This is a genomic window from Pseudomonas sp. GW823-FHT02F05 (assembly GCF_058797315.1).
Genome location: NZ_JBXAJM010000002.1, coordinates 52,411 through 77,882 on the forward strand (window position 1 = coordinate 52,411; position 25,472 = coordinate 77,882).

20 protein-coding genes are annotated in these 25,472 nt (G+C 61.9%); 15 read left to right on the top strand and 5 right to left on the bottom strand.

The features are described from left to right. Genes AC1RAC_RS02830 through AC1RAC_RS02840 form a run of 3 tightly spaced genes read right to left on the bottom strand, consistent with a single transcriptional unit; the run spans window position 1 to window position 3,022 of the window. Window positions 1-1,188 carry an LLM class flavin-dependent oxidoreductase gene (locus AC1RAC_RS02830; protein WP_492616138.1) on the bottom strand — a complete coding sequence of 396 codons (1,188 nt, stop codon included), beginning with the start codon at window positions 1,186-1,188 and terminating at the stop codon, window positions 1-3. Window positions 1,189-1,234: 46 nt separating this feature from the next. Continuing rightward, window positions 1,235-1,963 (bottom strand): class II aldolase/adducin family protein, encoded by a 729-nt coding sequence (locus AC1RAC_RS02835; protein ID WP_492616139.1) that lies wholly within the window; start codon window positions 1,961-1,963, stop codon window positions 1,235-1,237. A 15-nt stretch (window positions 1,964-1,978) separates the two neighbouring features. Then, window positions 1,979-3,022 (bottom strand): ABC transporter substrate-binding protein, encoded by a 1,044-nt coding sequence (locus AC1RAC_RS02840; protein WP_492616140.1) that lies wholly within the window; start codon window positions 3,020-3,022, stop codon window positions 1,979-1,981. A 343-nt stretch (window positions 3,023-3,365) separates the two neighbouring features. On the opposite strand from AC1RAC_RS02840, the gene AC1RAC_RS02845 reads away from it, so the two are divergent. From AC1RAC_RS02845 to AC1RAC_RS02910, 14 genes are all read left to right on the top strand, one after another. Then, window positions 3,366-4,598: an acyl-CoA dehydrogenase family protein gene (locus AC1RAC_RS02845; RefSeq protein WP_492616141.1), complete on the top strand. Its 1,233-nt coding sequence runs from the start codon at window positions 3,366-3,368 to the stop codon at window positions 4,596-4,598. 56 nt (window positions 4,599-4,654) lie between these two features. After that, entirely contained in the window at window positions 4,655-6,421 is a 1,767-nt protein-coding gene (locus AC1RAC_RS02850; protein WP_492616142.1) for an ABC transporter ATP-binding protein, read from the top strand. Then, on the top strand, window positions 6,414-8,252 hold the full coding sequence (locus AC1RAC_RS02855) for an ABC transporter ATP-binding protein (protein ID WP_492616143.1): 1,839 nt from the start codon (window positions 6,414-6,416) through the stop codon (window positions 8,250-8,252). Before AC1RAC_RS02850 ends, AC1RAC_RS02855 begins: the two co-directional genes overlap by 8 nt. A gap of 203 nt (window positions 8,253-8,455) precedes the next feature. Continuing rightward, entirely contained in the window at window positions 8,456-9,607 is a 1,152-nt protein-coding gene (locus tag AC1RAC_RS02860; RefSeq protein ID WP_492616144.1) for an LLM class flavin-dependent oxidoreductase, read from the top strand. 20 nt (window positions 9,608-9,627) lie between these two features. Continuing rightward, a complete protein-coding gene (locus AC1RAC_RS02865) occupies window positions 9,628-10,701 on the top strand; it encodes an ABC transporter substrate-binding protein (RefSeq protein ID WP_492616145.1) in 1,074 nt (357 codons plus the stop codon). Window positions 10,702-10,789: 88 nt separating this feature from the next. Next, window positions 10,790-11,848: an ABC transporter substrate-binding protein gene (locus AC1RAC_RS02870; RefSeq protein WP_065941389.1), complete on the top strand. Its 1,059-nt coding sequence runs from the start codon at window positions 10,790-10,792 to the stop codon at window positions 11,846-11,848. A 335-nt stretch (window positions 11,849-12,183) separates the two neighbouring features. Continuing rightward, window positions 12,184-14,424: a TonB-dependent receptor gene (locus tag AC1RAC_RS02875; RefSeq protein WP_492616146.1), complete on the top strand. Its 2,241-nt coding sequence runs from the start codon at window positions 12,184-12,186 to the stop codon at window positions 14,422-14,424. A gap of 68 nt (window positions 14,425-14,492) precedes the next feature. Then, window positions 14,493-16,958 (top strand): TonB-dependent receptor plug domain-containing protein, encoded by a 2,466-nt coding sequence (locus tag AC1RAC_RS02880; protein ID WP_492616147.1) that lies wholly within the window; start codon window positions 14,493-14,495, stop codon window positions 16,956-16,958. A gap of 170 nt (window positions 16,959-17,128) precedes the next feature. Next, window positions 17,129-17,890 (top strand): ABC transporter permease, encoded by a 762-nt coding sequence (locus AC1RAC_RS02885; protein WP_492616148.1) that lies wholly within the window; start codon window positions 17,129-17,131, stop codon window positions 17,888-17,890. Between the two features lie 9 nt (window positions 17,891-17,899). Continuing rightward, entirely contained in the window at window positions 17,900-18,661 is a 762-nt protein-coding gene (locus tag AC1RAC_RS02890; protein WP_093545084.1) for an ABC transporter permease, read from the top strand. Between the two features lie 11 nt (window positions 18,662-18,672). Further along, on the top strand, window positions 18,673-19,452 hold the full coding sequence (locus AC1RAC_RS02895) for an ABC transporter ATP-binding protein (RefSeq protein WP_492616149.1): 780 nt from the start codon (window positions 18,673-18,675) through the stop codon (window positions 19,450-19,452). A 139-nt stretch (window positions 19,453-19,591) separates the two neighbouring features. After that, entirely contained in the window at window positions 19,592-20,320 is a 729-nt protein-coding gene (locus AC1RAC_RS02900) for an SDR family NAD(P)-dependent oxidoreductase (protein ID WP_492616150.1), read from the top strand. A 13-nt stretch (window positions 20,321-20,333) separates the two neighbouring features. Then, on the top strand, window positions 20,334-21,167 hold the full coding sequence (locus tag AC1RAC_RS02905; protein WP_492616151.1) for a CmcJ/NvfI family oxidoreductase: 834 nt from the start codon (window positions 20,334-20,336) through the stop codon (window positions 21,165-21,167). 102 nt (window positions 21,168-21,269) lie between these two features. Then, complete coding sequence (locus tag AC1RAC_RS02910; RefSeq protein WP_071495196.1) at window positions 21,270-22,052, top strand: IclR family transcriptional regulator; 783 nt, start codon at window positions 21,270-21,272, stop codon at window positions 22,050-22,052. Here the strand turns inward: AC1RAC_RS02910 and AC1RAC_RS02915 are convergent. Continuing rightward, on the bottom strand, window positions 22,049-23,527 hold the full coding sequence (locus tag AC1RAC_RS02915; protein WP_492616152.1) for a class I adenylate-forming enzyme family protein: 1,479 nt from the start codon (window positions 23,525-23,527) through the stop codon (window positions 22,049-22,051). The genes AC1RAC_RS02910 and AC1RAC_RS02915 overlap by 4 nt on opposite strands. 2 nt (window positions 23,528-23,529) lie before the next feature. Then, window positions 23,530-24,552 (bottom strand): alcohol dehydrogenase catalytic domain-containing protein, encoded by a 1,023-nt coding sequence (locus AC1RAC_RS02920; protein WP_492616153.1) that lies wholly within the window; start codon window positions 24,550-24,552, stop codon window positions 23,530-23,532. Between the two features lie 148 nt (window positions 24,553-24,700). On the opposite strand from AC1RAC_RS02920, the gene AC1RAC_RS02925 reads away from it, so the two are divergent. Beyond that, window positions 24,701-25,414, top strand: coding sequence for an enoyl-CoA hydratase/isomerase family protein (locus AC1RAC_RS02925; protein WP_492616154.1), 714 nt, complete (start codon window positions 24,701-24,703; stop codon window positions 25,412-25,414). Window positions 25,415-25,472: the final 58 nt, after the last annotated feature.

Here is a 25,472-nt window from a genome sequence, read left to right on the forward strand (position 1 = left end):
TCAAGCCTCTTGGCGCTGCGGCGACTTTTGGCTGACACCCAGACGCGGCGCTTCAAAGCCGTGGTCCAGGTCCAAAAGCGGGAACAGCAGGTCGGCCACGCGGTGGCCTTCATCGATCAGCGGGAAGCCAGACAGAATGAACGAGGAAGTGCCCTGGGCTTCGTATTCGCGGATGCGCTCGGCGACCTGTTCCGCGCTGCCCACCAAGTAGGTACCAGCGGCCGGCCCGAGGATATTGAAACCGAACAGGCTCGGGCCAAGCCATACGTTAGGATAGATCTCCAGCTCACGCGCGGTCGGCAAACGCCCGGCGCGAATGGTCTCGACGTTACGCTGGGTCTGCGGGTCGTCGCTGTGGAAATCTTCCAGGCTCACACCGGCCGGCAACTGGCGCTCGATGGCGTTGCGCGCAGTTTGCAGCGAGGTGCGTTGCAGGAGTCTTTCGGCGTGGGCCCAGGCTTCTTCCTCGGTCTCGCGCACGATGATTTGTAAGCGTGTGCCGAAGGTCAGTTCGCGACCGATCTTCGCCGCTTCAGCGGCGACTTTGCGAAACTTGTCGCCGAGTTTTGGCGGAGTATTGGCGAAGCTCAAATACACGTCGAGCAATTGCACCGAATGCTCGACGCCAGGCCCTGAGGTTCCGGCGCCCCACAACGGGATGCCCGGCTTCTGGTAAGGCGGATGCCAGCCGCCCAGCGGATGGTTGGCTGCGCCCGGCGAACGCGGTGCGAGCTTGACGTACTCACCGTCATAGCCACGCGTGTCGCCGGCGTAGAAACCCTGGAACGCCCGCCAGTATTCCAGGCTGAAGGCGTATCGCTCGTCATGCGGGTAGTGTACCCCAAGTGTCGCCAGGCCTGCGTCATTGCCATTAACCACGTTGAACAGCAGGCGGCCATTGGAGAACTGGTCGAAGGTCAGCGCCCACTTGGCCAACACCGCTGGCGATAACTCGCCCGGGTGCTGCGCCACCAGAAAACGCAGGCGCTGGGTAGCGTCGATCAACGACGCGGCCACCACCAGGCTTTCATTGGGGCTGGAACCGAGCAGCGAACCGTAGTAGCCCAGGCGATCACTGGCCACGGCGAGCTGCTTGAGGTGCTGGAAATCAGTGTTCCAACGGCCTTCCGGCTCCCATGGGTACGGGCCATCGGGCGTGGTCAAGTACCAAAGAATTTTTACAGCCATAAAAAACATCCTTGAAATAGAGAACCCTGTGGGAGCTGATAAGGCGTTAGCGGCGGTCGATGGCCGGAACCAGGCCCAGTGCCGTGGCTTGTTCGAACAGGCCGCTCATTTTCCATTGCTGGGTCAACACGCCCGGCCCGTAGGCCCGTGAGCCACCTAGCGCATCGGCAAGCAATTGCAGTTGTGCACCCTCCTCGAGCAACAGGATGAATTCGGCGGTAGCGCGCAGGCCTTGCTTGCCCCACACGGTGGAGCCGCCATTGGCCTCCAGGATCGCCAGGTTGAAGGGGTTCTCGGCGATCTTGTCGAGGATAAAGTCCACTTCCTGTTGGCGACGGTCGATATACACCGGCAGTTCACGGGCCAACTGGTAGCGCTGCACCGGCACGTAATGGAATGGCAAGGTGCGGTGGGTCTGGGCCCAGGCGCCCAGGTACGGCGAATGCACGTGGGACACGGTAGTCACATCCGGGTGTTGCTGGAACAGCTTGGTGTAGCGCCCCAGACCACCCTTGCCTTTGCCAAAAACCACGTTACCGGCAAAGTCGGTAACCGTGGCTTGCAGCGGTTTGCGGTAGTTCCACGGGCCTCCGTAGTTCACCGATACCAACAGTTCCTGGCCAGGTACGCGTTCGATAAAGCCGACGGTCCCAGCAGCGGTGATAGTGTTTGTTTCACGGAATACGGTGAAGGCTTCTTCGGCTTCCAGCAGGACCCTATCGATAAAGGTTTGCAGTTCCTGGCTGATCGGTTGTGCGTGGGCAATGGCAGTCATGGGGATTCTCCGGATTCAGGCGCGACGCTTGGCCAACAGTTCATGGGCAGCTTGCAGGGGGCGCGGGTCGACCCAGTCGGCGATCACAAAATCGCGCTCCAGGAAGCCGTGCAGGTAGAGGAAATTTTTCTGGATATCGAGGAATTCCAGGCGCTGGGCAGACAGGTCCGGCGCCAGGGTGGTGTGGAAATCACCGCGATAAGCCTCGGCCACACCGGCACTGCCGGCGCGAGTTTCTTCTTCTAGAATGGCGTTCAGGCTGTCGCGGTTGTTGGCCGCCCAATCGGCGGCGCTGAGGGTTTGCGCGAGAAAGCGCACCACCAGGTCAAAGTGGTTGTCCAGCAGGCTCTGGTGAACGGTGATCGGACGCGGCGTGCCGTTGTTGATGCGGTAGCGCGGCTCGGCGATCAGGTCCAAGTCGATCCCCACCACCAGCCCCAGGCGGCGTGCGGCGTCGGCCGCCGAAGCACCCTTGACGTAAACCGCATCCACCTCTCCACGCACCAGGTAATCCAGACCGGACCACAAGCGCTGCAAACCTTGCTGCGGGTCAGGCGCTTGTTCCTGGTCCTGCAATGCCACTTCCACCAGTTCCACATCATCAAACCCCAGTCCGGCCAGGCTCAATGCGCCCTTATAGCCATGCAGGCTCATGGCGCGGGCGATGCTGCCGGGACGGTTTTCACCCCAGGCCGGCAGGGCCAGGCGCTTGCCTTTGAGGTCTGCGGGACGGGTGATGCCGGAGTCCGGGCGGACCAGGATGGTCTGCCATTCCTCGATCCAGGTCAGCCCGATCAAGCGGCTCGGCGCACCCGCAGCACGTGCGGCCAATGCAGGGACGTTGCCGCCTTCGCGAAACAGCCCCGGCAAATCGTGATCATAGTGGTGCCGGCCCAACTGACGCGCCTCCTGCAAGGTGGACACCGGCAGGCCGTCGGGTGCGAACTCCTCGGTCAACCAGCCCAGCTTATATGCGATGCCGGACGCAGTCGGCACTGGACAACGGGTAAACCAGATCTGCTCAAGCTCAGGCGTGGGCAGGACAGCGGAAAGCGTCATGGGCAGCTCCATTAAATTGGGCAAGTCAGTGGAGGGGGTATTGCAGAGGGCGTGCCAATTGCTCAAAGCCCCGGTTTACAAGGACATGGAAACAAACATCCAAACGCGACTGCTGGCCTGCCAACAGCACTGCTGCTCTTCCAGCAGCTGTTTCACGACGCTGCTTCCCCAGCAGCAAACCGGCACGCCCCCCTCCCCCGTACAGCAGGGGTTTGCTCGTTGGCGCAGAACTTGCTCAAGCCCTCCCAACACCAACCTCCCCATAGGAGCCGGCTTGCCGGCGATGCTCGTCAACGATGACGCACAACCATAGGGGAAACGGGGCAAACCAAAGGATGAATGAATGACAACGTATGAACAGGCGCCCGCCCGCCACCTGCACAGCGAAACCGAGGCCATCGACGCCGCCAGAGAAATCGCCGTGGAGATCGCCAGCATTGCCGCCGACACCCAGCAAAATGGCCAACTGCCCTGGCGCCAGGCGCAATTGCTGTCCGAAAGCGGCATCACCGCCATCGGTGTACCTAAGGCCTTCGGCGGCCTGGGCGCATCGGTGCAGACCATCGTCGAAACCGTGCGCATTATTTCGATGGCCGACGGCGGCGTCGGGCAATTGCTGCAAATCCACAATGTGATGCTGCGCGGGATTTTCAACGGTTACCCGGACGCAGTACGCGATCGACTGGTCAGCGATGTCCTGGCTGGCAAGCGTTTCGGCAACGCCTTGGCCGAGGTAGGCGGCAAGAACAAGTTCGCCCTCAAGACCCGCGTCGAACGCCGCGAGGACGGCGCCCTGGTGCTCAATGGCAGCAAGTTCTACTCAACGGGCTCCTACCTGGCCGAATGGATCTCTCTCACGGCCGCCTCGGATGACGGCGGTGCCGGCGTATTGCTCAACCGCAACACGCCAGGCCTGACCCTGGTGGACGACTGGGACGCCTTCGGCCAGAACAACTCGGTGAGTGGCACGGTGAACTTCGACAATATCGTGCTGGATGAGGATTTTGTTTCACGCCGCAAGGGCCCAATGAAGCGTACGGGGTTGACCTTCCCGCAGATCCTTCACGCGGCCATTGATACCGGTATCGCGGCCGGCGCGTTGTCGGCGGCCGTCGACTACCTCAAGCACAACGCTCGGCCTTGGGTGGAGAGCGGCGTAGACCATGCCAATGAAGAGCCGCACATCATCAAACAGATTGGCGAATACGCCGTGGCCCTGCGCGCCGCCGAATCCCTGCTGCGCGATGCGGCACGGATATTTGACCGCCATGAGCAAGACCCGGAAAACAAGGAGCTGCAAGACGAGCTGATCCTTTCGGTGGCCACTGCCCGCGCCCATTCGGACAGCGCCTCGCTGAAGATCTCCAGCGATATCTTCTCGCTGCTGGGGGCCAGTTCATCGCTGAGCAAATGGAACCTCGACCGCTTCTGGCGCAATGCCCGGGTGCACACCACCCACGACCCGATCCGCTGGCGCCTGCACCATGTGGGCAACTACTACCTCAATGGCGTGGACCCCGGTGAATACACCGCGATCCTCAACGCCAAGGAAACCCAGGGCGCTACACGCAAATAAATCACCGTAGGGTTTTGTGTGTGCCCTTATACGCCGTTTATGCCAATGAGCTTTTCATGATCGAACGACACCCTCTTCTACGCAGCCTGGCGATCTATAGGGAAATGCCCTGGCGATTCACCCTGGTGGCGGCGCTGTACGTGGCCATCAACCTGGGCCTGGTCTGGCAGCAATGGCTGATCGGCCATGCAGTCAATGACGTGAGCGCCGGGCTTGCCGTGGTACGCCTCGGCGACGGCAGCCTGGATGCCGGCCTTGGCTGGTGCTGGCTGGGCCTGATGCTTGCCGTGGCCCTGGGCCGTGGCGTGCTGCAATACATCGCCAGCGTGTTGTCGCTGGTGATCAGCCAGGAACTGCTGACGCGCCTGCGCTCACGCATCCTGGCCCAGGTGCAAAGCCTGCACCTGGGCTATCACTGGCAGCACGGCATGGGTGAAATGATCACCCGCACCACCCGTGATGCCGACAAAGTGCGCGACGCATTGATCACCTTCTGGCGGCAGTTGGTAGAGACACCGCTGGTGGTGCTGGCCACGGTTGGCCTGCTGAGCTGGTACAACCCGCTGCTAGGGCTGGTGCCGCTGTTGCTGACGGTGACCGGCTTAGCGATTTTCGTGCGTCAGACCGAACAGCTGGTGAGCCTGGATCGCGCGGTCGGTAGTGCCTATGACCGGGTAAACCAGGACCTGAGCGAAGGCATCGGCGGCGTACGGGTGATCAAGTCGTTCGCCCTGGAACAGCGACGTATCCAGGGCTTTGCCGATCAGGTGGCGGTGTTTGCTGCGTTGGCGCGCCAGGCTCTGGCTTATTCCAGCTCACGTATTCCGCTGCCCCAGGCGGTAGTGGCGCTGGGTCACGTGTGGATCCTGGTATACGGCGCGCACCTTGTGGCGACCGGTCAACTGGGAATCGGCGAATTGGTCACTTCGCTGCTGATCGCCACCACCCTGGTGTTTCGTATAGAGGGCATCGGCCGGGTAATGCAGACCTTCGCCGATGCCCGCGCCAGTGCCGAACGCATCTGGCAACTGCTGGACGCTCCGGCCGCGATCCGCAGCGGTGCTGCCACCCTACCCGCCAGCCCGCTGGGACTGAAGCTGGAAAAGGTCAGCGTGACCGCGCCCGGTGGTGGCCGCGACATTTTGCACGGCTGTTCGCTGACCTTGCAGCCGGGTGAAATCGTCGCGCTGGTGGGTGCAACCGGTACCGGTAAAAGCCTGCTCGCCAGCTTATTGCCACGCCTGAGCGATGTAACCGCCGGGCGCCTGTTGCTCGGTTCGGACAACGACGGCTGGCAGGACATCCGTGACCTGCAACTGGGCCCGCTGCGTCAGCGCGTGCATGTGGTACCCCAGGAGAGTTTCCTGTTTGCCGGCAGCCTGGCGGCCAACCTGCGCCTGACCGCGCCTAATGCCACCGACGAAGAACTGCGCGAAGCGTTGCATCAAGCCGCTGCTGAAGATGTCCTGCAGCGCCTGCCCCAGGGCCTTGAAACCCCTCTCGGCGATAGGGGCGTGACCTTGTCCGGCGGCCAGCGCCAACGCCTGTGCCTGGCCCGCGCGCTGCTCGGCAAACCCGACATCCTATGCCTGGACGACGCTACCAGCGCCCTCGACGCCATCAGCGAGCGCCAGGTGCTGCACAACCTGCGACACCTGCGCGGCACCACGGTTCTGGTGATCTCCAGCAAGCTCTCGACCATCCTGCTGGCCGACCGCGTGCTGATGCTGGATGACGGCAGGATCACCGCCCAAGGCACCCATGCTGAACTGCAAGCAACCAATGCGCACTACCGCGACCTGCTGGTGATAGACCATGGCTAACCCGCTGCCAGGCAAAGCCTTGAGCGATATCGAAATCGAAGAAATGCTGGCGAAAAAGGCCCTCGATCGTGGCATGTTCAAACGCTTGCTGCCGTTACTGCGACCGATCCGTCAGAAGATTGCGGCTGTTATCGGCATTGAGATCCTACTGGTGTTCACCGTGTTCCTGCGGCCCTGGTTTGTACGCGAGCTGCTGGACCGAGGACTGATCCGGCAAGCCGATCACTGGCTGCTGGATGAAAACCTGGTGCTATGGCTAGGCCTGGGCCTGGCGACAAGTTGGCTGGCGCGTTTCCTGCTGGCCGGGGTCTCGCAGTTTGTTGCCGGCGGCGCGGCAATCCGCGTGTTGAATGCCTTGCGCGTGCAGGTGTTTGCCCATGTGCAGAACCTGAGCGTGAGCTACTTCGACCAGACCCGCGCAGGGCGCATCATTTCCCGGGTCGACCGCGATGTCGACGCCCTCGAACCACTGGTGATCCAGGGTCCGCCGGAGTTGCTGGGCGCCGTGCTGCGCTGCGGCCTGGCCTCGGTAATGCTCTGGCGCATCGACCCACGGTTCTTCCTCAGTCTGGTAGCGACGGTGCCATTGCTGGTGCTCGCGACATGGAGCTTCAAGCGTATTTCCCAGCGCAACTGGGCCAAGGTCGCGGAGAACCGCAGCCGCTTTACCGCGCACTTGGTGGAAAGCGTCAGCGGTGCGCGCTTGCTGCAACAGTGCGCTCAGGAGGCGCCGAACCTGCAGCGCTATCGCGTATTGCTGAATGATTTCAACCACGCGCTGATTCGCGGCAGTTTGCGCTCGTCGTGGTTTGCACCGTTTACCGCACTGCTCAGTTCAGCAGGCATCGCGCTGTTATTGCTGGTGGGTGCGTATGGGTTGGCGGCGGGTGAAGTCAGTGTCGGCCAGGTGGCAGAAAGCCTGTTCTACGTGTTTCTGTTCCTGGGGCCATTGCAGGAGCTGTCGGACCTGTTTGAACGCTACGCCACGGGTTCGGCGTCGGCCCAGCGGATCTTCCTGTTGCTTGACACGCGCCCGCAGATCGTCGACAGCGCTACCCCCCGCGCATTGGAGCGCGCCCGTGGAGAAGTGCAGTTTGACCAAGTGGAGTTCGGTTATGGTCAGGCGCCCGTAATCAAAGGCTTGAGCCTGCATATTCCAGCCGGAGAAGTGCTGGCGATCGTCGGCCCGTCCGGCCACGGCAAAAGTACCCTGGTGCAACTGCTGACGCGCTTCTACGAAGTCCAAGCCGGCGCCGTGCGACTCGACGGCATCAATGTGCGCGACCTGGCGCAACACACCTTGCGTCGCCATGTGGGCGTGGTGTTGCAGGACAATGTACTGTTCAGCGGCAGCATCCTCGACAACCTGCGCCTGGCCGCGCCCCATGCCGATGATGCAACGCTGGTCGCCGCTGCCCGTGAACTGGGCGCCGATGAAGTGCTGGAACGCCTGCCCCATCAATACCACACTGAAGTAGGGCCGCTGGGGGCACATCTGAGCCATGGTCAGCGGCAACTGGTGTGCCTGGTGCGCGCGTACCTGGCGGACCCGGCGGTGCTGGTTCTGGATGAGGCGACGTCGGCGGTGGATATTCATACCGAACGGCGTATCCAACGGGCCTTGCGACGCCTGTGTGAGGGGCGCACGGCAATCATCATCGCCCACCGCCTGGCAACAATTCGGGATGCCGACCGGATTGCCGTCGTACGCCACGGCCAAGTGGTGGAACTGGGGCCACACCAGCAATTGATCGGACAGGCCGGGCCCTATGCAGCGCTGTACCACACCTACCTGCGCAGCGCCCATCAACCTGACGCCATCGCCCTATAGGAGCCGGCGTGCCGGCCCCCCCTGAAAGCCTATGTTGCGCGTCCAGCATTGGTTGCTGGGAGGCTGCTGCTACAGCAGCAGCCCTGTCCTGCTGAAGTGCAGTTGCCCCCGTAGCCATTGGCCGAAGCGCCCATGGCATGCACGTTGCACAGACCTTGCGCATCAGGTCTGCGCCCCTTGCACGACTCAAATCAGGAGCACCCATGAGCACTGAATTTTTCTGGCGCCTGCCGTTGGGCACCGACGGTCCGCAACTGACCACCGACAAACACAACCGTGGCAACCCCGACTACCGACCTGGCAATATCGCCCCGGGGCGATTACCCAACGGAGAGCCGGATGACTTCACCTACATCGACTACATCGCCCAAGTGGCCAAGGCCGCCGAACTTGCCGGTTTTGAAGGCGCCTTGCTGCCCACCGGCCCCGAGCCCTGGATCGCCGCTGCAGCGCTGGCCCGCGAAACCCGGCGCATCAAGTTCCTGATCGCCTTCCAAGCCACCTGGACCCTGCCCGCCTACGCCGCGCAGCAAGCCGCGATCCTGCAGAACCTCAGCCGTGGCCGCCTGGAGTGGAACATCATCACCGGCGGTAACCCCGCGAGCCAGCGCGCCAATGGCGATTTCCTCGAACATGACCTGCGCTACAAGCGCACCGGCGAATTCCTCGACATCATCCAGGGTCTGTGGGAGAACGAAAAATTCTCCTACGATGGTGAGATCTACCAACTGGAAAACGGCGCCCTACCCACCGGCCTGCGTCATGAGCGCAAGCCGGGGGTGTATTTCTCCGGGTTCTCCGATGCTGCGTTGGGCGTTGCCGCCAAACACGCCGACGTGTACCTGAATTGGGCCGAGCCCATCGACAAGCTCAAGCCGCATATCGAGCGCGTACGCGAGTTGGCTGACAAACAAGGGCGCACGGTACGTTTCGGCCTGCGGGTCGACCTGTTCGCCCGTGAGACCGAAGAGCTGGCCTGGAAAGACCTGCGACGCCAATTCGACAAACTCGAAGGCAAGACCAGTACGGTTGCCAAAGGTTTTACCAGCGGTTCGGATTCAGTCGGCGGCGCGCGGCAGACCGCCTATCACCAGAACGTCGACCGCTTCGACGACCTGACCATCGGCCCCAACCTCTGGGCTGGTTTCGCCAAGGCCAAGCCGGGACCCACCGTCGGCCTGGTGGGCAGCCACGAAAACATCGCCGAGCGCCTGGTGGAATACCGCGACGCTGGCTTCTCGACCTTTATCCTTGCCGGCAACCCGCACCTTGAGGAAGCCTTGCGCATTGGCCAGGAAGTATTGCCGCTGGTGCACCAACGCCCGGCGATCCAACCTTTGAAAGCCAGCGCCTAAGCGCTGGGGGAGAACCTCTGATGACACAACCCCTCGACACTCTCTGGTATACCCGTTGTCCTGTGCCAACCGGGCTGGGCATCGCCGTACAAAAGGGCTGGTTGCAAGACACCGTCGGCGCCTTGGGCACCGAGGTGCAGTCCCTGCGCGAATCGAATGACAAGGCCGTGCGCGAGTCGCACTTCGACCACACCTTGCAGAACTCGGTGCGCCATGGCGGCAATATCCCGGCGATCTGGGCCCGCGCCCAAGGCCGCGAAACCCGGGTGATCGGCTTGTCCTGGGCGGATGAAGTGCAACTGATCCTGACCCGCCCGGACAGCGGCATCAAGACCGTCAAGGACCTCAACGGCCGCACCTTCGGCTTGCCGGACTGGGCCGGCGTTCAAATCGACTTCACCCGCGCCCAGGCCCTGCGCGGCTTGGAAAACGCGCTGTCGCTGGAAGGCTTGAAAGTCGGCGATGTGAAGCTTGTCAACTTCCGCTACGGCGGTACCTTCAGTGACAGCGCCGTGCGCAATGTAGCCGGCACGCCGGTTAACACCCAGGTCAGCGCGCGCAACCTGGAACTGATCGGCCTGCTGCGCGGCGAGGTGGATGCAATTTTCCTCAAGGGCGCCAGCGCCGCCCAGCACGCCCATGATTTCGGCCTGCATATCGTGATCGATACAGGCGCCCACCCCGACCCACTGATCCGCAGCAACAACGGCACCCCACGCACGCTGGCGGTAGACCTGAACCTGCTGGAGAACCATTTTGACGTGGCCACTGGCATCCTCGACGCGGTGCTGCGCGCCGAACAGTGGGCCCATACCCACCCGGAAGACACCCGCCGTTACCTGGCGCGGGAAACCAACAGCAGCGAGTATTGGGTGACAGCCGCCTATGGCCACGACGCGCACCTGCGCCTGCGTACCGAGCTGGATGAACAGGCGATTGCTGCCCTGCAGGACTTCACCAACTTTTTGCACCGTTGGCGCTTTATTCCACAGCGCTTCGATGTGCGTGAATGGATCGATGCACGGCCGTTGAACACTGTGCTCAACGACAACGCCAACTCTGCAGGAGCTGGGTTGCCAGCGATGGCCTCCTAATGATTACTGCATCATTCACGGGCGCCATCGCCAGCAAGCCGGGCACCTGCAATGTGCGAACATTTCATGGATTTGAACGAAGAATTTTATGAGCAAACCACTCGATACGCTCTGGTATACCCACAGCCCGGTCCCCACCGGGCTTGGCATCGCGGTGCAGTCCGGGCGACTGGCCGAAGCCTTCCTGCCCTTTGGCACCAATATCCAATCGTTGCGCGAGTCCACCGAGCGGGAAGTGCGCGAAGCCCACTATGACCATCACCTGCAGAATTCGGTGCGCCACGGTGGCAATATCCCGGCGATCTGGGCCTACGCCAGTGGCGTCGAAACCCGCGTGCTGGGGTTGTCGTGGAGCGACGAGGTGCAGTTGATCCTCACCACCGCAGAGAGCGGTGTTAAGAACGTACGCGACCTGAAAAACCGCCGTTTCGGTCTGCCCAAGTGGGCCAACGTACAGATCGACTTCACGCGTGCCCAGGCCCTGCGTGGCCTGGAAAACGCACTCAAACTCGAAGGTTTGAACGTGTCGGACGTGGAACTGGTGGATTACCCCTATGGCGGGACCTACAGCGATAACCAGACCTCCTATGTGTATGGCCCCGAAATCGGACTGGGGGTCAGCCGCTTCAGCCGGCGCAACAATGAACTGATCGGCCTGCTGCGCGGCGATATCGACGCGATCTTTCTCAAGGGCGCCCACGCTGTGCACTTGGCCAATGAGTTCGGCTTGCATGTCGTAGTAGATACTGGCTCGCACCCTGACCCGTTGATCCGCAGCAACAACGGCACGCCGCGCACCCTCACCGTGGATATCAACCTGCTGCAGGAGCATTTCGATGCCAGCGTGAAAATCGTCGATACCGTGCTGCGCACCGAGCAGTGGGCCTGGGCCAACCCGGATGAAACCCGGCGCTTTCTCGCCAAAGAACTCAATACCAGCGAATACTGGGTCACGGCCGCCTATGGTGAAGATGCGCACCGTCGACTGCGGACCACGCTGGACTCGCGCTCGATCGATGCATTGCAGGATTTCACCGACTTCCTGTTCCGCTGGAACTTCATCCCGCGCCGCTTCGATGTGCGCGACTGGATCGACTTCAGCGTGCTGGAAAAAGTCATTGGTTCCACTTCGCGCGTCGCTGTTTAGTCCTACCCTACCTATTGGAGCCCGGCTTGCCGGCGATGGCAGCCGTGAAAACGCCATCGCCGGCAAGCCGAGCTCCTACAATTAATGTGTGATCAGTGCCAGCTGTGTTGGCCTGGCAACACTTTCCCTGCTGCTCCAGCAACACACTGCGCGCACTTTCTGCTGAATCCTCCGCAGGTCGTTTTCACGCCTCTTGAAAGCGTTATAAAACTCAGCTTTGTATATTTTTTTATAATTAAAATCAGAAGCTTACGCTCATGTATCAACACTGAAATCCTCTTGGCACGATCTCTGCTCTACCCCCCTTAAGGACATATTTTCCGGGGGAGACTGCAATGCATAAAATCAATCCGATCACCAAGGGCCTTTGGCTCGCTTTGCTCGTCGCCGGCAGCACGCACGCCGCTGAAGACGACGCCAGCAAGACCGAGCCGTCACTCAAGACCGTGACCGTCACCGCGCAACACCGCGAGCAAACCCTGCAAGAGGTTCCGGTGGCGGTATCCGCGGTCCAGGGCACCAGCATCGTCGCCGATGGCGTACGTAACATGGGCGACATCACCACCTTCATTCCCAACGCCTCGGCCAAGAATCCCGACGGCGACGGTCGCCCGCGCTGGTACATCCGCGGACTGGGCACTGGCGACACCGGTGCGGCCACGGTTTACCCCGTAGGCATTTATGCCGATGACGTGTACCTGAACGCACCGATTGCCGGTGGCGGCCCGCTGTGGGACCTGGAGCGCATCGAGATTCTGCGCGGGCCACAGGGCACGCTCTACGGCAAGAACACCACGGCCGGAGCGGTAAATATCATCTCGAAGAAACCGACGTTCGACACCGACGGTTTCGGCACCATCGGCTTTGGCAGCAAGAACGAACGCATCCTCAGCGGCGCCCTCGGCGGTGCTCTGGTGGATGAGAAACTCGCTGCGCGGATCTCGCTGTACTCCGAAGAGCGCGACGGTTTCCAGAAGAACCTGGTGGACGATCACACCTACGGTGACGTGAACAAAAAGGCCGTGCGCCTGCAGTTCTTCGCCCAGCTCAACGACGACCTGGACGCGCTGTGGAAAATCCATAGCCGCGAGTTCAAGGGCGACGGCGCCAACGGTGCGCTGACCCTGGGCCGCTATTACAACGTGGGCTACCAGCGGCCGGCCGGGCGCGATATCGCGCTCAATGTGAAAGACGATTCCAAGCTCAATCACGACGGTACTTCGCTGACCCTCAACTGGCACCTGGGCGACTACACCCTCACGTCCATCAGCGCCTATGACTATATTCGCGGCCAGTCCAGCAGTGACGGCGACTACACGCCGTACGAGGTCAACGGGACCTCCACTGCAGACAACAAATACACTCAGTATTCCCAGGAAATCCGCCTGGCCTCGCCCCAGCAGGAAACCCTGCGCTGGCTGGCCGGTGCGCACTATTTCCATGAAGATCTGGATAGCACCGCCGGGCGTTTTATCCAGCCCGGCCCGACCCCCAACGGCACAGGTTCGAACCAGATTGGGGGCGCCACGGATTTTCGTGACCTGAGCTACGACCATAAGACTGACAGCTACGCGCTATTCGGCAACCTGACCTACGACTTCACCGACAACTTCAGCGTGACCGGTGGCCTGCGCTGGACCCAGGAAAAGAAAGACATCGACCTCAGCCTGACCCAGTTGACCCGCGCCACCGCCAACGGCCCATTGATTCCGCTAGCCGCCGCCGGCAGCAACGGCAATCGCCAGGAGGATAAAACCTGGGAAGCCTGGACCTACGACCTGACCCCGGAATACCGCATCAACGACAACGTGCGCGTGTTTTTCCGCTACGCCCATGGCTTCCGTTCCGGCGGTTTCAACACCGGGTTGTCCACCAGCCTGTCGCAACTGACCACGGTAGACCCGGAACAACTCGACGCCTATGAGTTCGGCGTGAAGTCCGAGTGGTTCAACCATCGCCTGACCGCCAACGCGAATATCTTCTACTACGACTATTCGGACATTCAGGTGAACCTGCTGACGGTTAACAACGGAGTACTGACAACCGCCTTGACCAACGGCGCCAAGGGTAAGGTCAAAGGTGCCGAGCTGGAACTGGAAGGCCAACCCACCGACTACGTGCACCTGCGCGCAGCGATCTCATTCCTGGACAGCGAATACACCGATTTCAAAAACACCAACCCCACCACCGGCGCAGTCACCGGCGACTATAGCGGCAACAGCTTCGTGCGCTCGCCGCGTAATGTGGTGTCCTTGGGCGGCGACTACACCATCCCACTGGAAATCGGCGGCAAGCTGGTGGCGGGGGCGGATGTGAGTTTCCGCGACAAGGAATACTTCCTCGCCGACCGCCAGAGTAGCGCCGACAAGGACCTGAGCCAGTCTCACTACACCTTGGCCAACAGTCGCCTGACCTGGTACAGCACCGACGAAAAACTCAGCGTCACCGGCTTCGTCAACAACCTCACCGACCGCCGCTACCAAGTCCATGGCCGGCCGAACGGTGGCTTGGGCCAGTACGTGATCACCTACGGCGACCCTCGCACCGTAGGCCTGAGCGTGACCAGCCGCTTCTAACCCAACCACACCTCCACTCCCTGTAGGAGCCGGCAAGCCGGGCTCCTACATTCTGAAAGGACCTTTTTATGTTCCAACGCACTCCGTTGGCCGGCGCCATTGCGCTGGTCATGGGCAGCCTTGCCGTGCCTGTATTTGCGGCAGACGATACGCAGCCAACTGCAAAAAACGATCGCCTGGACACCGTAGTGGTACTAGGCACCCGCCGCAGCGACTTGACCGCCCTGCAAAGCGCAGCACCCGTCGACGTACTGTCTGGCGAGCAATTGCAGCAAACCGGCGCCACCGATCTGTCCGGCGCCCTCACCGCCTTGTCGCCGTCGTTCAACTTCCCACAATCACCTCAAGGAGCCTTCGGCGGCTCCATCGCCCAGGGCGCTTCGCTGCGTGGCTTGGCGTCGGACCAAGTGCTGGTGCTGGTCAACGGCAAGCGCCGTCACAGCAGCGCGAATATCACCCGTCAGAGCCTGGTGAATGGGCGTGGCGCGGCGGCGGTGGACTTGAGCCTGTTTCCGTTGAGTGCGATCCAGCGCGTAGAGATCCTGCGCGACGGCGCCGCAGCCCAATATGGCTCCGACGCCATCGCGGGGGTAATCAACATTGTGCTCAAGGAAAACGACGACGGCGGCAACCTGGGCTATCGCTTTGGCGGCTATGACAAAGGCGACGGCCTGCAGCGTAAGCTCAACGGCTGGAAGGGTTTCACGCTGCCCAACGACGGCTTCCTGACCTTGAGCTTCGACGCCGGCAGCCAGGACCCGGCCAGCGACACGAACCCCGACAACCGGATCTTTTACCCCGGAGATACCAGTGTTAACACGCCCCGCGAGCAGAATAACCGCTACCGCACCTGGCGTTGGGGTGCAGGCAATGTCTCGGACCAGTACAACTTCGTGGCCAACAGCGAGGTCGGCATCGGCGAGAGCCTGACCGCCTACGGCTTCGCCACCTACTCCCACAAGAACACCGACGCCGAAGGTTTCTTCGACCCGCCTACCACCTTGCGTAACAACTACGGCAGTAACGCGTTGGCGCGCTACCCGGACGGCCGCTTGCCGATCACCCGCTACGGCCTGGAGGATTATGCGGTGACCGGCGGGCTGCGCTGGGAGAACGAGCGTCTGGGCAAATTCGACCTGGCGCTCAACCATGGTAATAACACCCTTAAATCCACCGACCGCAATGCGATCAACCCCAGCTACGGCACCAATAGCCCATCGAAGATCTACACCGGAGAGCGCGAAAACGACCAGACCAACTTGACCCTGGACTGGGTGCGCGACTTTCCCACCGACCTGTTGTTCAAGCCGCTGACACTCTCCGCCGGGCTGGCCTGGCGCAAGGAAAACTATCAACTGAGCGCGGGTGAAGCGGCGGGCTGGCAGAACGGCCCGCTGTTCAACACGGCCGACCCGATCACCGGGCGCCGAATTCCAGGTTATTACTCAGGCATCACCCAGGTAGATGCTGCCTCGCTGGATCGCAAGGTTCTGGGCGCCTACATTGACGTCGAGGGCCAGGTTACCGAGAAATTCCAGGCCGGCGTGGCGGTGCGTACTGAGCACTATTCGGACTTTGGCGACACCACCAACGGCAAACTGTCCCTGCGCTACGACTTCACTCCACAGATCGCCGCACGGGCCACTGCGAGCACCGGGTATCGCGCGCCTTCGTTGGTGCAGAGCGGCATGTCCTCGTTCAGTGTGCAGGTGGTAGAGCAACCACCGGGCAGCGGCAACTTCGTCGAGGTGCAACAACGTACGTTGCGCGCCAACAGCCCGGAAGCCCAGGCGCTTGGCGGCAAGGCGCTCAAGCCGGAGGAGTCGACCAACTATTCCCTGGGCCTGGTCTGGCGCCCACTGGAAAATGCCTCGGTCACGGTGGACGCGTACCGCATCAACATCGACAACCGCATCACCCTTTCCGACCAGTTGCCCGCCAGCGTGGTCACGCCGATCTTCGCCGGTACACCCTACGCCAATATCCAGAGCGCGGCGTTCTACACCAACGTCGCCGACACCCGCACCGACGGTATCGAGTTGACCGGCAATTACCAGTGGGACCTGCAGCAGTGGGGTCGCCTGAACCTGAGCGGCGGCTTTGCCAAGACCGACACCACCATCACTGGCTTGCGCGATGTGGGCAATATCAAGGGTTCGCAGATTGTCGGTCGCAACACACAGGGCCTGATCGAGGAAGGCACGCCGGACACCAAGCTGACCCTGAGCGCCAACTGGCTGTATGAAAACTGGGGCCTGACCGTGGCCCAGCGCCGCTATGGCGAATGGAAAAGCCTCAATGCCACCAATCCCAGCCTGGATCAAACCTACAGCCCGCAATGGGTGACCGATCTCGACCTGTCGTATACCTTCCACAAGGGCGTAAAAGTCTCGGTGGGTGCGATCAATCTGTTCGATACCCACCCTGACAAATCCGATGGTGCGCAGTTGTATGGGGTACCGAAATACTCCATCACCAGCCCGGAAGGCGCACAGGGGGCGTTTTATTACACCAGCGTGAGCTACGACTTCTGAGGCGGCTGCTGAATGGGTGCTGCCCCAGCAGCACCTCATCACCAATTGCCCGTTTGCCATGAGCTGATCTTACGGGCCTCATCGCCGGCAAGCCGGGCTCCTACAGATGGGTTGGGTTGTGGCACATGTTTTGCGATGGACACGTTGTACTTCGCTGAAAAAGACTTGCCATGCGCACCCATCGATTGTTCACCCCTCTCACCTGGCTGATCTCGCCCCTGGCTTTGCTCGGCGTCTGGACGTGGGTGGCCCATCTCGGGATTTTCCCGCGCAACCTACTAGTACCACCGGCCCAGGTGCTGCACACCTTCGAAAAACTGCTGGCCAGCGGCGAATTGCTCGAACACCTGGGTAATAGCTTGTCGCGGCTCGGCCTGGGCTTTGGCATTGGTTCACTGTGTGGCTTGGCCTTCGGCGTGCTGATGGCCTTGTCCAAGAACGTCGAGGTGTACTGCGGGCCGCTGTTCCACACCCTGCGCCAGATCCCCAGCATCGCGTTGATACCGATGTTCGTGCTGCTGTTCGGCATTGATGAAACCTTCAAGATCATTATCGTCGCCAAAACCGCGTTCTTCCCGGTGGCACTCGCCGCAGGAGAAGGGGTACGCGGCATTCCGCGCAGTTACTTCGAAGTGGCCGACGTGTACCGCTTGCGCTGGCCGACCTTTGTGCGCCTGGTGGCTCTGCCCGCCGCCGCGCCACCGATCATCACCGGCTTTCGCATCAGCTTGACCCGTGCATGGGTGGTGCTGGTCGCCACTGAGTTGCTGGCGGCCGACAGTGGGCTGGGGCAGATGATCGAGATGGCCCGGCAGATGCTGCGCATCGATGTGGTGATGGTCGGTGTAGTGGTGACCGGGGTGATTGGGTTTGCCCTCGACTATGCCTTTCGCCGTATCGAACAGCGCCTGTTTCGCTGGCAGACCCGCTAGGAGCCTCACATGCTGCCCTTACTGAAAAAATCCCGAGGACTGCTGCTGCCACTGCTGCTGGTGCTCGCCTGGGAATACGCCTCACGCCAGGACGCTGCCGGGGCCTATGCCTTCGTGCCGTTATCGGCAATCGGCCCCGCGTTGCTGGAAATGCTCGGCAACGGCGAACTACTGGTCAACCTGCTGGCAAGCCTGGCGCGTACCAGCAGTGGCTTGCTACTGGGCATTGTGTTCGGCGTGATGCTGGGGGTGCTGATGGCACTGTCCAGCGTAGCCAACCGTTTGATCGGCCCGCTGTTCCACTCGATTCGTCAGGTACCGATGCTTGGCTGGATCCCGCTGATTGCGATGTGGTTCGGCAACGGCGAGTTTTCCAAAGTGCTGATCGTCACCCTTGCCGCGTTCTACCCGATGGTACTGAACACCTACCAGGGTTTCAGCCATGTGGAGCGCCGTTACCGGGAAGTTGGCCAGGTGCTGGTGCTCACCCCTGTTCAGCAATTCACCCAGGTGCTGCTGCCGGCGGCGTTGCCGAGTATCGCCACCGGCGTGCTGCACGCGCTGGCATTCGCCTGGGTCACCGCGATAGGCAGTGAATTGTTCCTGTCCTCCGGGGCGGGCCTGGGCAATCTGATGATGAACGCAGAGGCCGGCTCGCGCATGGAAGTGATCGTGCTCAGCGTGCTGTGCATCGGCTTGCTCGGCTACCTGATGACCCTGTTATTCACCCTGCTGAGCCGCCACCTGTTGCGCTGGCGCAACCTCCGTTGAAAGGCCCTGATATGAACGCAATCGCTTCCCCGCTATACCTGCAAACCGGTGCGCTGCAGATTCGCGGCCTGAACAAGACATACCAGATCGAAGGCCGTTCACTGCCGGTGTTGCACGACATCCAGCTCGACGTGCGCCCTGGCGAGTTTGTCAGCATTGTCGGCGCCAGCGGCTGCGGAAAATCCACTTTGCTGCGACTCATTGTCGGCCTGGAAGCCGAATACGGAGGCGATATTTTGCTGGACGGCAAGCGTATCGCCGCCACCAGCCTGGAACGCGGCATCGTGTTCCAGGACCATCGCCTGTTCCCCTGGATGACCGTCAGCCAGAACATCGCCCTGGCCCTGAAAAACCACAAGCTGGCCCAGGTGGAGAAAGACCGTCAGGTAGCTGAACACATCACGCTGGTGAACCTTGAAGGATTTGAAAATGCCTACCCCCATCAGCTCTCCGGCGGCATGGCGCAGCGCGCCGCGATCGCCAGGGCGCTGATCAACAAGCCAAAGGTGTTGCTACTGGATGAACCGCTGGGCGCCCTCGATGCCTTGACCCGCGTGCACCTGCAACGCGAGCTGCAACGCATCTGGGTACAGCAGCGTTGCACGGTGATTATGGTCACCCACGATATTGAAGAGGCGTTATACCTGGGAGATCGAGTGATCCTGATGGACGCACATCCGGGCCGGATCAAGCATGAAATCCGGGTAGACCTGCCCCATCCGAGGGATCGGACATCATCAGTGCTACAGGGGTATAAGGAGAAGTTGCTGGAAGAATTGGTAGGGCATTGAACCTGCCGCTCACAGGCTGCACCTTTCCGCTCCCTTACGTCTGAGAACATGGGCATAACCTTAGCTGTCGATATTCTTATTCCTCCCGCCCGGCCATGGGTAGATTGGTAGCCACTTACCCCATCGGAGGATGTGGCGCATGGCGGAATCAGTGGTGTGGATTGCCGGGGTCGGCGCGGTTGCCGGGCTGGGTGCAGCCTTGGCGCGGCGTTTTGCCCGCGAGGACTACCGCGTGGCGGTCAGCGGCAGGAGCCTGGACAAGTTGCAGACGGTGGTGGCGGATATAGAAGCGAACGGCGGCAAAGCCAATGCAATCGTGGCCGACTTGGGTATCGAAGCCGACGTGCTCGCCGCCATCGCCCAGGTCAATGAGCTCGGCACACTCAGGGCGGCGATCTTCAACGTAGGCAATTCGGTGTCCAAGCCTGCGCTTGAGTTGAGCGCCGAGTTGTTCGAGCAAACCTGGCGCGCCTCGACATTGGGGGGCTTTTTATTCGCCCGCGAAGCCACCCGCACCTTGCTCGCCAATGGTGGCGGCAGCCTGTTGTTTACCGGCGCCACCGCGTCATTGCGTGGCAAGCCGCCGTACACCGCGTTTGCGGCAGGCAAGGCCGGGCTGCGCTCGGTGGCGCAGTCGTTTGCCCGGGAATTCGGGCCGAAAAATGTGCATGTCGCCCATGTGGTCATCGACGGTTCCATCGATGGCGAACGCGTGCAAAGCCGCGCACCGGATTACCTGGCCAAGCTGGGTGAAGACGGCGCGTTGAAGCTCGACGATATCGCCGACGCGTATTGGTACCTGCACACCCAACCGCGCAGCGCCTGGACCCAGGAGCTGGACTTGCGGCCCTTCAAGGAACCGTTTTGACCCGGAGGTTTTTATGGGAACCCATCAGACCCAACTCGCCCCCACATCCGTGCTCGGCGTGCTCAATTATCTGCAGGACAACGGCCAGCGCCCGGTGAACTACACCTACCCACCACCGGACGGCGAGGCCCTGCGCAGCGGCGTGCTGGACCCGACCCAGATGACCATTCATAACGCCCGGTTGCTCGACGAACCGGCGAATATCAACCGCCAAGGCTTCGAAAAAGTCGATCACACCAGTGCCGTTGCGAACCTGGAGGATGACGACCAAGTGCGCCTGCACTACTACCCGGAAACCGAAGCCTTGCTCAAACAGCAGACCGGCGCGGTGAAGGTGGTGATTTTCGACCATACGATTCGCGTCGATGACCCTGGCCGTGAGGCGCGCGGCCTGCGCGAGCCGGTACGCTACGTGCACAACGACCAGACCGAACGCTCGGCGATTCGCCGCGTGCGCGACCACCTCGACCCGGACGAAGCCGAACAGCGTCTGCTCAAACGCTTTGCGATCATCAATGTGTGGCGCCCCATCGGCGCGACAGTGCTGAGCACGCCCCTTGCCTTGTGCGATGCGCGCAGTATGGCCGATAGCGATTTGTTGCCCAGCTACCTGGTGTATCGCGACAAGGTCGGCGAAACGTTTTCGGTCAAGGCCAACCCGGCCCACCGCTGGTATTACTACCCGCAGTTGCGGCCGAACGAGGCCTTGCTGTTGAAGATCCACGATTCGCGGCGGGATGTGGCCAGGCTGAGTGCACACACCGCGTTTGATGACCCCACCACGCCAAAGGACGCGCCGCCACGGCGCAGCATCGAATTGCGCGCACTGGTGTTCTTCGACACGTAAATCAAGGCTTCACCCAGCAACGGATCGCGGCTAACCTTGGTCACCGGCCAAGCCTGCGATCCGCGCTTGCCGAACAAAATGATTTCGGAAGCCGCTGCCACCATGGATATTTCTTCGACTCCTCCCCCGCCCACCAGCAGTAAGGAAAACGCCGGTGGGCGCGTTCAGGTCATCGACCGTTCGATCGTACTGTTGCGCACCTTGTCGGGCCTCAAGCATGGCGCCAGCGCGCTGGACCTGGCGCGACTGACCGGTATCGACCGCACCACCATCCACCGTTTGCTCAAGACCCTCACCCACTGGAGCCTGATCGAATCCCAGGCTGGCACCTACCGGATCGGGCCGGAGTGCCTGATCTATTCGGCGGCGTACCTGAACCGCCTGAACCTGCGCAAGATCGCCCTGCCCTACGCCATCGAGTTGCAACGGGTGATCGGCGAGCGCCAGGCGATTGTGTCGTTGTCGGTGCCGGTGGGTGACCAAGTGGTGTTGATCGAGCGCATGTGGACACCGACCACGCCGCTCAACGTGATTGTCGACCTTGCCGACCAATTCCCCATCGACGGCAGCCCCAGCGGGCGGGCGGTACTCGCCACCTACAGCGAGGCGGCCGCGCAGGCAATCCTCGGCGAAGCGCGTTACGCCAAAGCCCTGCCGGCACTGGAACAGATTCGCAGCCAGCAGGACTTCGCCTTCGGCCACGGCGAGTTCAAGCCGGGCCTGTCTTCGGTGGCGTTTCCGATTCGCGTGGAAGCCGGGCAAGCCATTGGCGCGGTGGTGGTCGCCGGCCTGGAAATGGAAGACGAAACCCACCCCGGCTCGTCCCTGGCCAGCCATGTGCGCCGCGCCTGTGAAGGTATCGCGGCGCAGTTGGGCAACCTTTAGGGCTTGAGGCCCAGTGCGGCGAGCAGGCGGTTTTTCTGCACCTTGCCGTAGTGGGAGCGCGGTAGTTCGTCGATGAAGTAGACGCGGCGCGGCACCTTGTAGCGCGACAAGCCGGCGCGGCAGTGGTCCATCAACTGCTGCGCCGACAGGTCTTGGGAACCCTCCAATACCACGGCTGCGCACACTTGCTCGCCCCATTCCAGATCCTCCAGGCCAAACACGTGGGCGTCCTGCACGCCGGGATGGCTCAGCAGGTTCTGTTCGACTTCAACGGGCTGCACGGACTTGCCACCGCTGCGGATGATGTCCTTGCAACGCCCCAGCACACGCAGCAACCCATCGGCGCCAATGCGCCCGAGGTCACCGCTGCGCAGCCAGCCGTTGTCCAGGGTCTTGGCGCTGAGTGCTTCCAGCTGCCAGTAGCCGCTCATCAATTGCGGGCCGCCGAGCAGAATCTCGCCCACACCGTTTGCGTCCGGTTGATCGATGCGAATCGCGGCGCTGAACAACGGTCGGCCGACCACGCCTTCGCCACTGTCGCCAGCCGCGCGCACCGCCGCCATTTGCGCGGGCGAGAGGTAGCAACTCCAGGGCGCTTCGGTCATGCCATAGAGCACGCCGATGCGTTCACTGAACAAACTGCATGAGCCTTCCAGCACTTCGCCGGTCAACGCGGCAGCGCCGACATCGAGGCTCTTGAATACCGGAAGATCGGCCGCTGCGGGGCCGGTTTCGCGCAACAGGCGCAGTAATTGCGTCGGCACCAGGGAACTGAACGCCACCCGGTGCTCAGTGAGCTGAGCGATGAAGGCCTTGCCGTCGAAGCGCCCGCCCAACACCACTCGGCCACCGCTGAGCACATGGGCCAGCACCGCCACCGCTGCAATCGGCCATAGCGGGCGGACGTTGAGCAGTACATCGCCAACCACGGCGCCCCGCCCCATGACGATGTTTTGCAACACCGCACACAGGCTGGCATGCCGGTGCATCACGGCCTTGGGCGTGCCGGTGGTGCCGCCGGTGTAGTTGAGCGAGGCCAGCGCCTGGGGTGATTGCGCCGGGCGTGGAAGGATGTCGACGGGCTTGGAGTCGGTCACGGCTTGCAGCGGCAGGCAACGAATGCCCAAGCCTTGCGCCACAACGACGTACTGCTCGGAAAACAGCAGCAAGGCAGCGCCCGCGTCCTGTAGCTGAGCAAGCAATTCGTCAAGCGCCAGGGCCGGGTCCAACGGCACGCGCACACGGCCGCTGGCCATGCAGCCATAGTCGGCCAGCAGGTAATCGATGCTGGCGTCGGCCAGTAAGGCCACCCGCGCACCGGCCGGGATTTGCAACTGATCCAAGGCTTGGCCGACGCCGCTTAGGGCGCGGTCCAATTCGGCAAACGTGAGGGTGCGTGCACTCGCCGGTTCGTGCAGTGCGATGTGGTCCGGCCATTTAAAGGCCGCCTGGCTGAGCAGCGTACTGATGTCCATGCTTACCACCCGCTCAACACAATGCGCCCATTGACCTGACGCGACTCCAGCAGCGCATGGGCCTCGGCCACCTGGTGAAACGCCAGCACACGGTCAATCAACGGCTTGACCTGCCCGCCCTTGATCAATGCCAGCGCCAGGCGCACTTCTTCAAGGGTGGCGCTGCCGGAGCCTTGCACCCGCAGGCGTCGGCCAATCAACAGCCCCGGGTTGATCGGCACACTGGCGGGCGTCACATTGCCCAACACCACCACGCGCCCTCCGAGGGCCATGCTGCGCAGGGTGTCTTCGAGGGTGCTGCCGAGGTTTTCCATGGCAACGTCCACGCCACGTTTGCCGGTGAGTTTCCAGACCTCGGCGCTGTAGCTGCCGCTGCTCACAATCACGTCATCGGCGCCCAGGCTGTGGAGAAAATCACGCTTGTCCGCACTGCCCGTGACGGCGATGACCCGCGCGCCCGCCGCCTTGGCCAATTGAATCTGATGGGCGCCCAGGCCACCGCTGGCGCCATTGATCAACACGCTTTCGCCGGGTTTGAGCGCGGCCTCGCCGTGCAACGCGCGCACGCTGGTGCCGATCGGACAGGACGCCAAGGCGGCCTGGATGTAGTCCAGACCGTCGGGCAGTTCGATGGCGGAGATCGCCGGTACTCGCAAGTATTCGGCATAGGCGCCTTCAGTATCCACCGATGGCAGGCCCAGGGCCCGGCACAGATCCTGGCGACCGCGCAGGCAGTCACGACACTGACCGCAAAAGCGTCGCTGGTAAACCACCACCCGGGCGCCGACCGTCAAGTGGTGCACACCCGCGCCCACCTCAACCACTTCACCCGCCACTTCATGGCCCAGTACCACGCCGGTATGGGCTCCCGGTAACCGCCCGGCACGATGCAACAGGTCATGATGGCAAACCCCTGCTGCCGCGACCTGGACCAGCACTTCACCCGCGCCAACCTGCGGGGTCGGCACCTCCTCGACCTGCAATTGCTCCGGCCCGCCGAAGGCTTTTAGAACTATGGCTTTCATTTTATATAACCGTTTTTGACCCGATAATAATATGTTCATATAACAAACATATTGTTTGCATTGTGCACATCCTTTAAGTTTTCCTCACTTTGACGCAGACCTCAAGGGGCAATCGCGTCTTTCTTTCTCTCTCAATGAAAAGCACACCATGACAGTCGAGTACCAAGCTATTGGCGAAGGAATTCTGGTCGTCACCCTCAACCGCCAGGAGCGCCTGAACGCACTGGACAGCCAGGCCAAGCACGAGTTGGCCGAGGTTTGGCAACGCGCTCAACACGACCACGCGGTGCGCGCCATCGTGCTACGCGGTGCCGGCGAGCGGGCGTTTTGCGCCGGCTCCGACCTCAAGGAAATCGACGCCACCGGCGAGACGGTCAGCAGCGAAGTCCTGGCCCGTGCCCTGCCCGGTGTCGGCAACGATTTGAGCAAGCCGGTGATTGCCGCGTTGCACGGCCACACCCTGGGCCTGGGCATCAGCCTGGCGATTCATTGCGATTTCCGTATTGCGCGGCATGACACGCGGTTCCACTTTCCGGAAGTGCAGCACGGCATGTTGTCGGGTTTCAGTGCGATCACCCTGCCCAGCCTGATCGGCGAAGCAGCGGCCCTGGACATCATGCTCAGCGCGCGCAAGTTCAACGCCCAGGAGGCGCTGACCATCGGCCTGGTCAATCAGGTGGTGGACGACGCCTACGCCAGCGCGCTGGAACTGGCCGCACGCCTGGCCAGCCATTCCGCCAAGGCGCTGGAGTGGACCAAGACCTTGCTGCTGGCCGAACGCAAAGCCCGACTGACGCGGCAGATGGCACTGGTCGACCAGGCCCGCCAGGACGTGATGCTAGGGCGCGATGCGAAGGTGTAGCCCCCCCTATAACTAGAAACAGCCAACACATAAGCCTCCCCAGTACTGTCAGGAACTC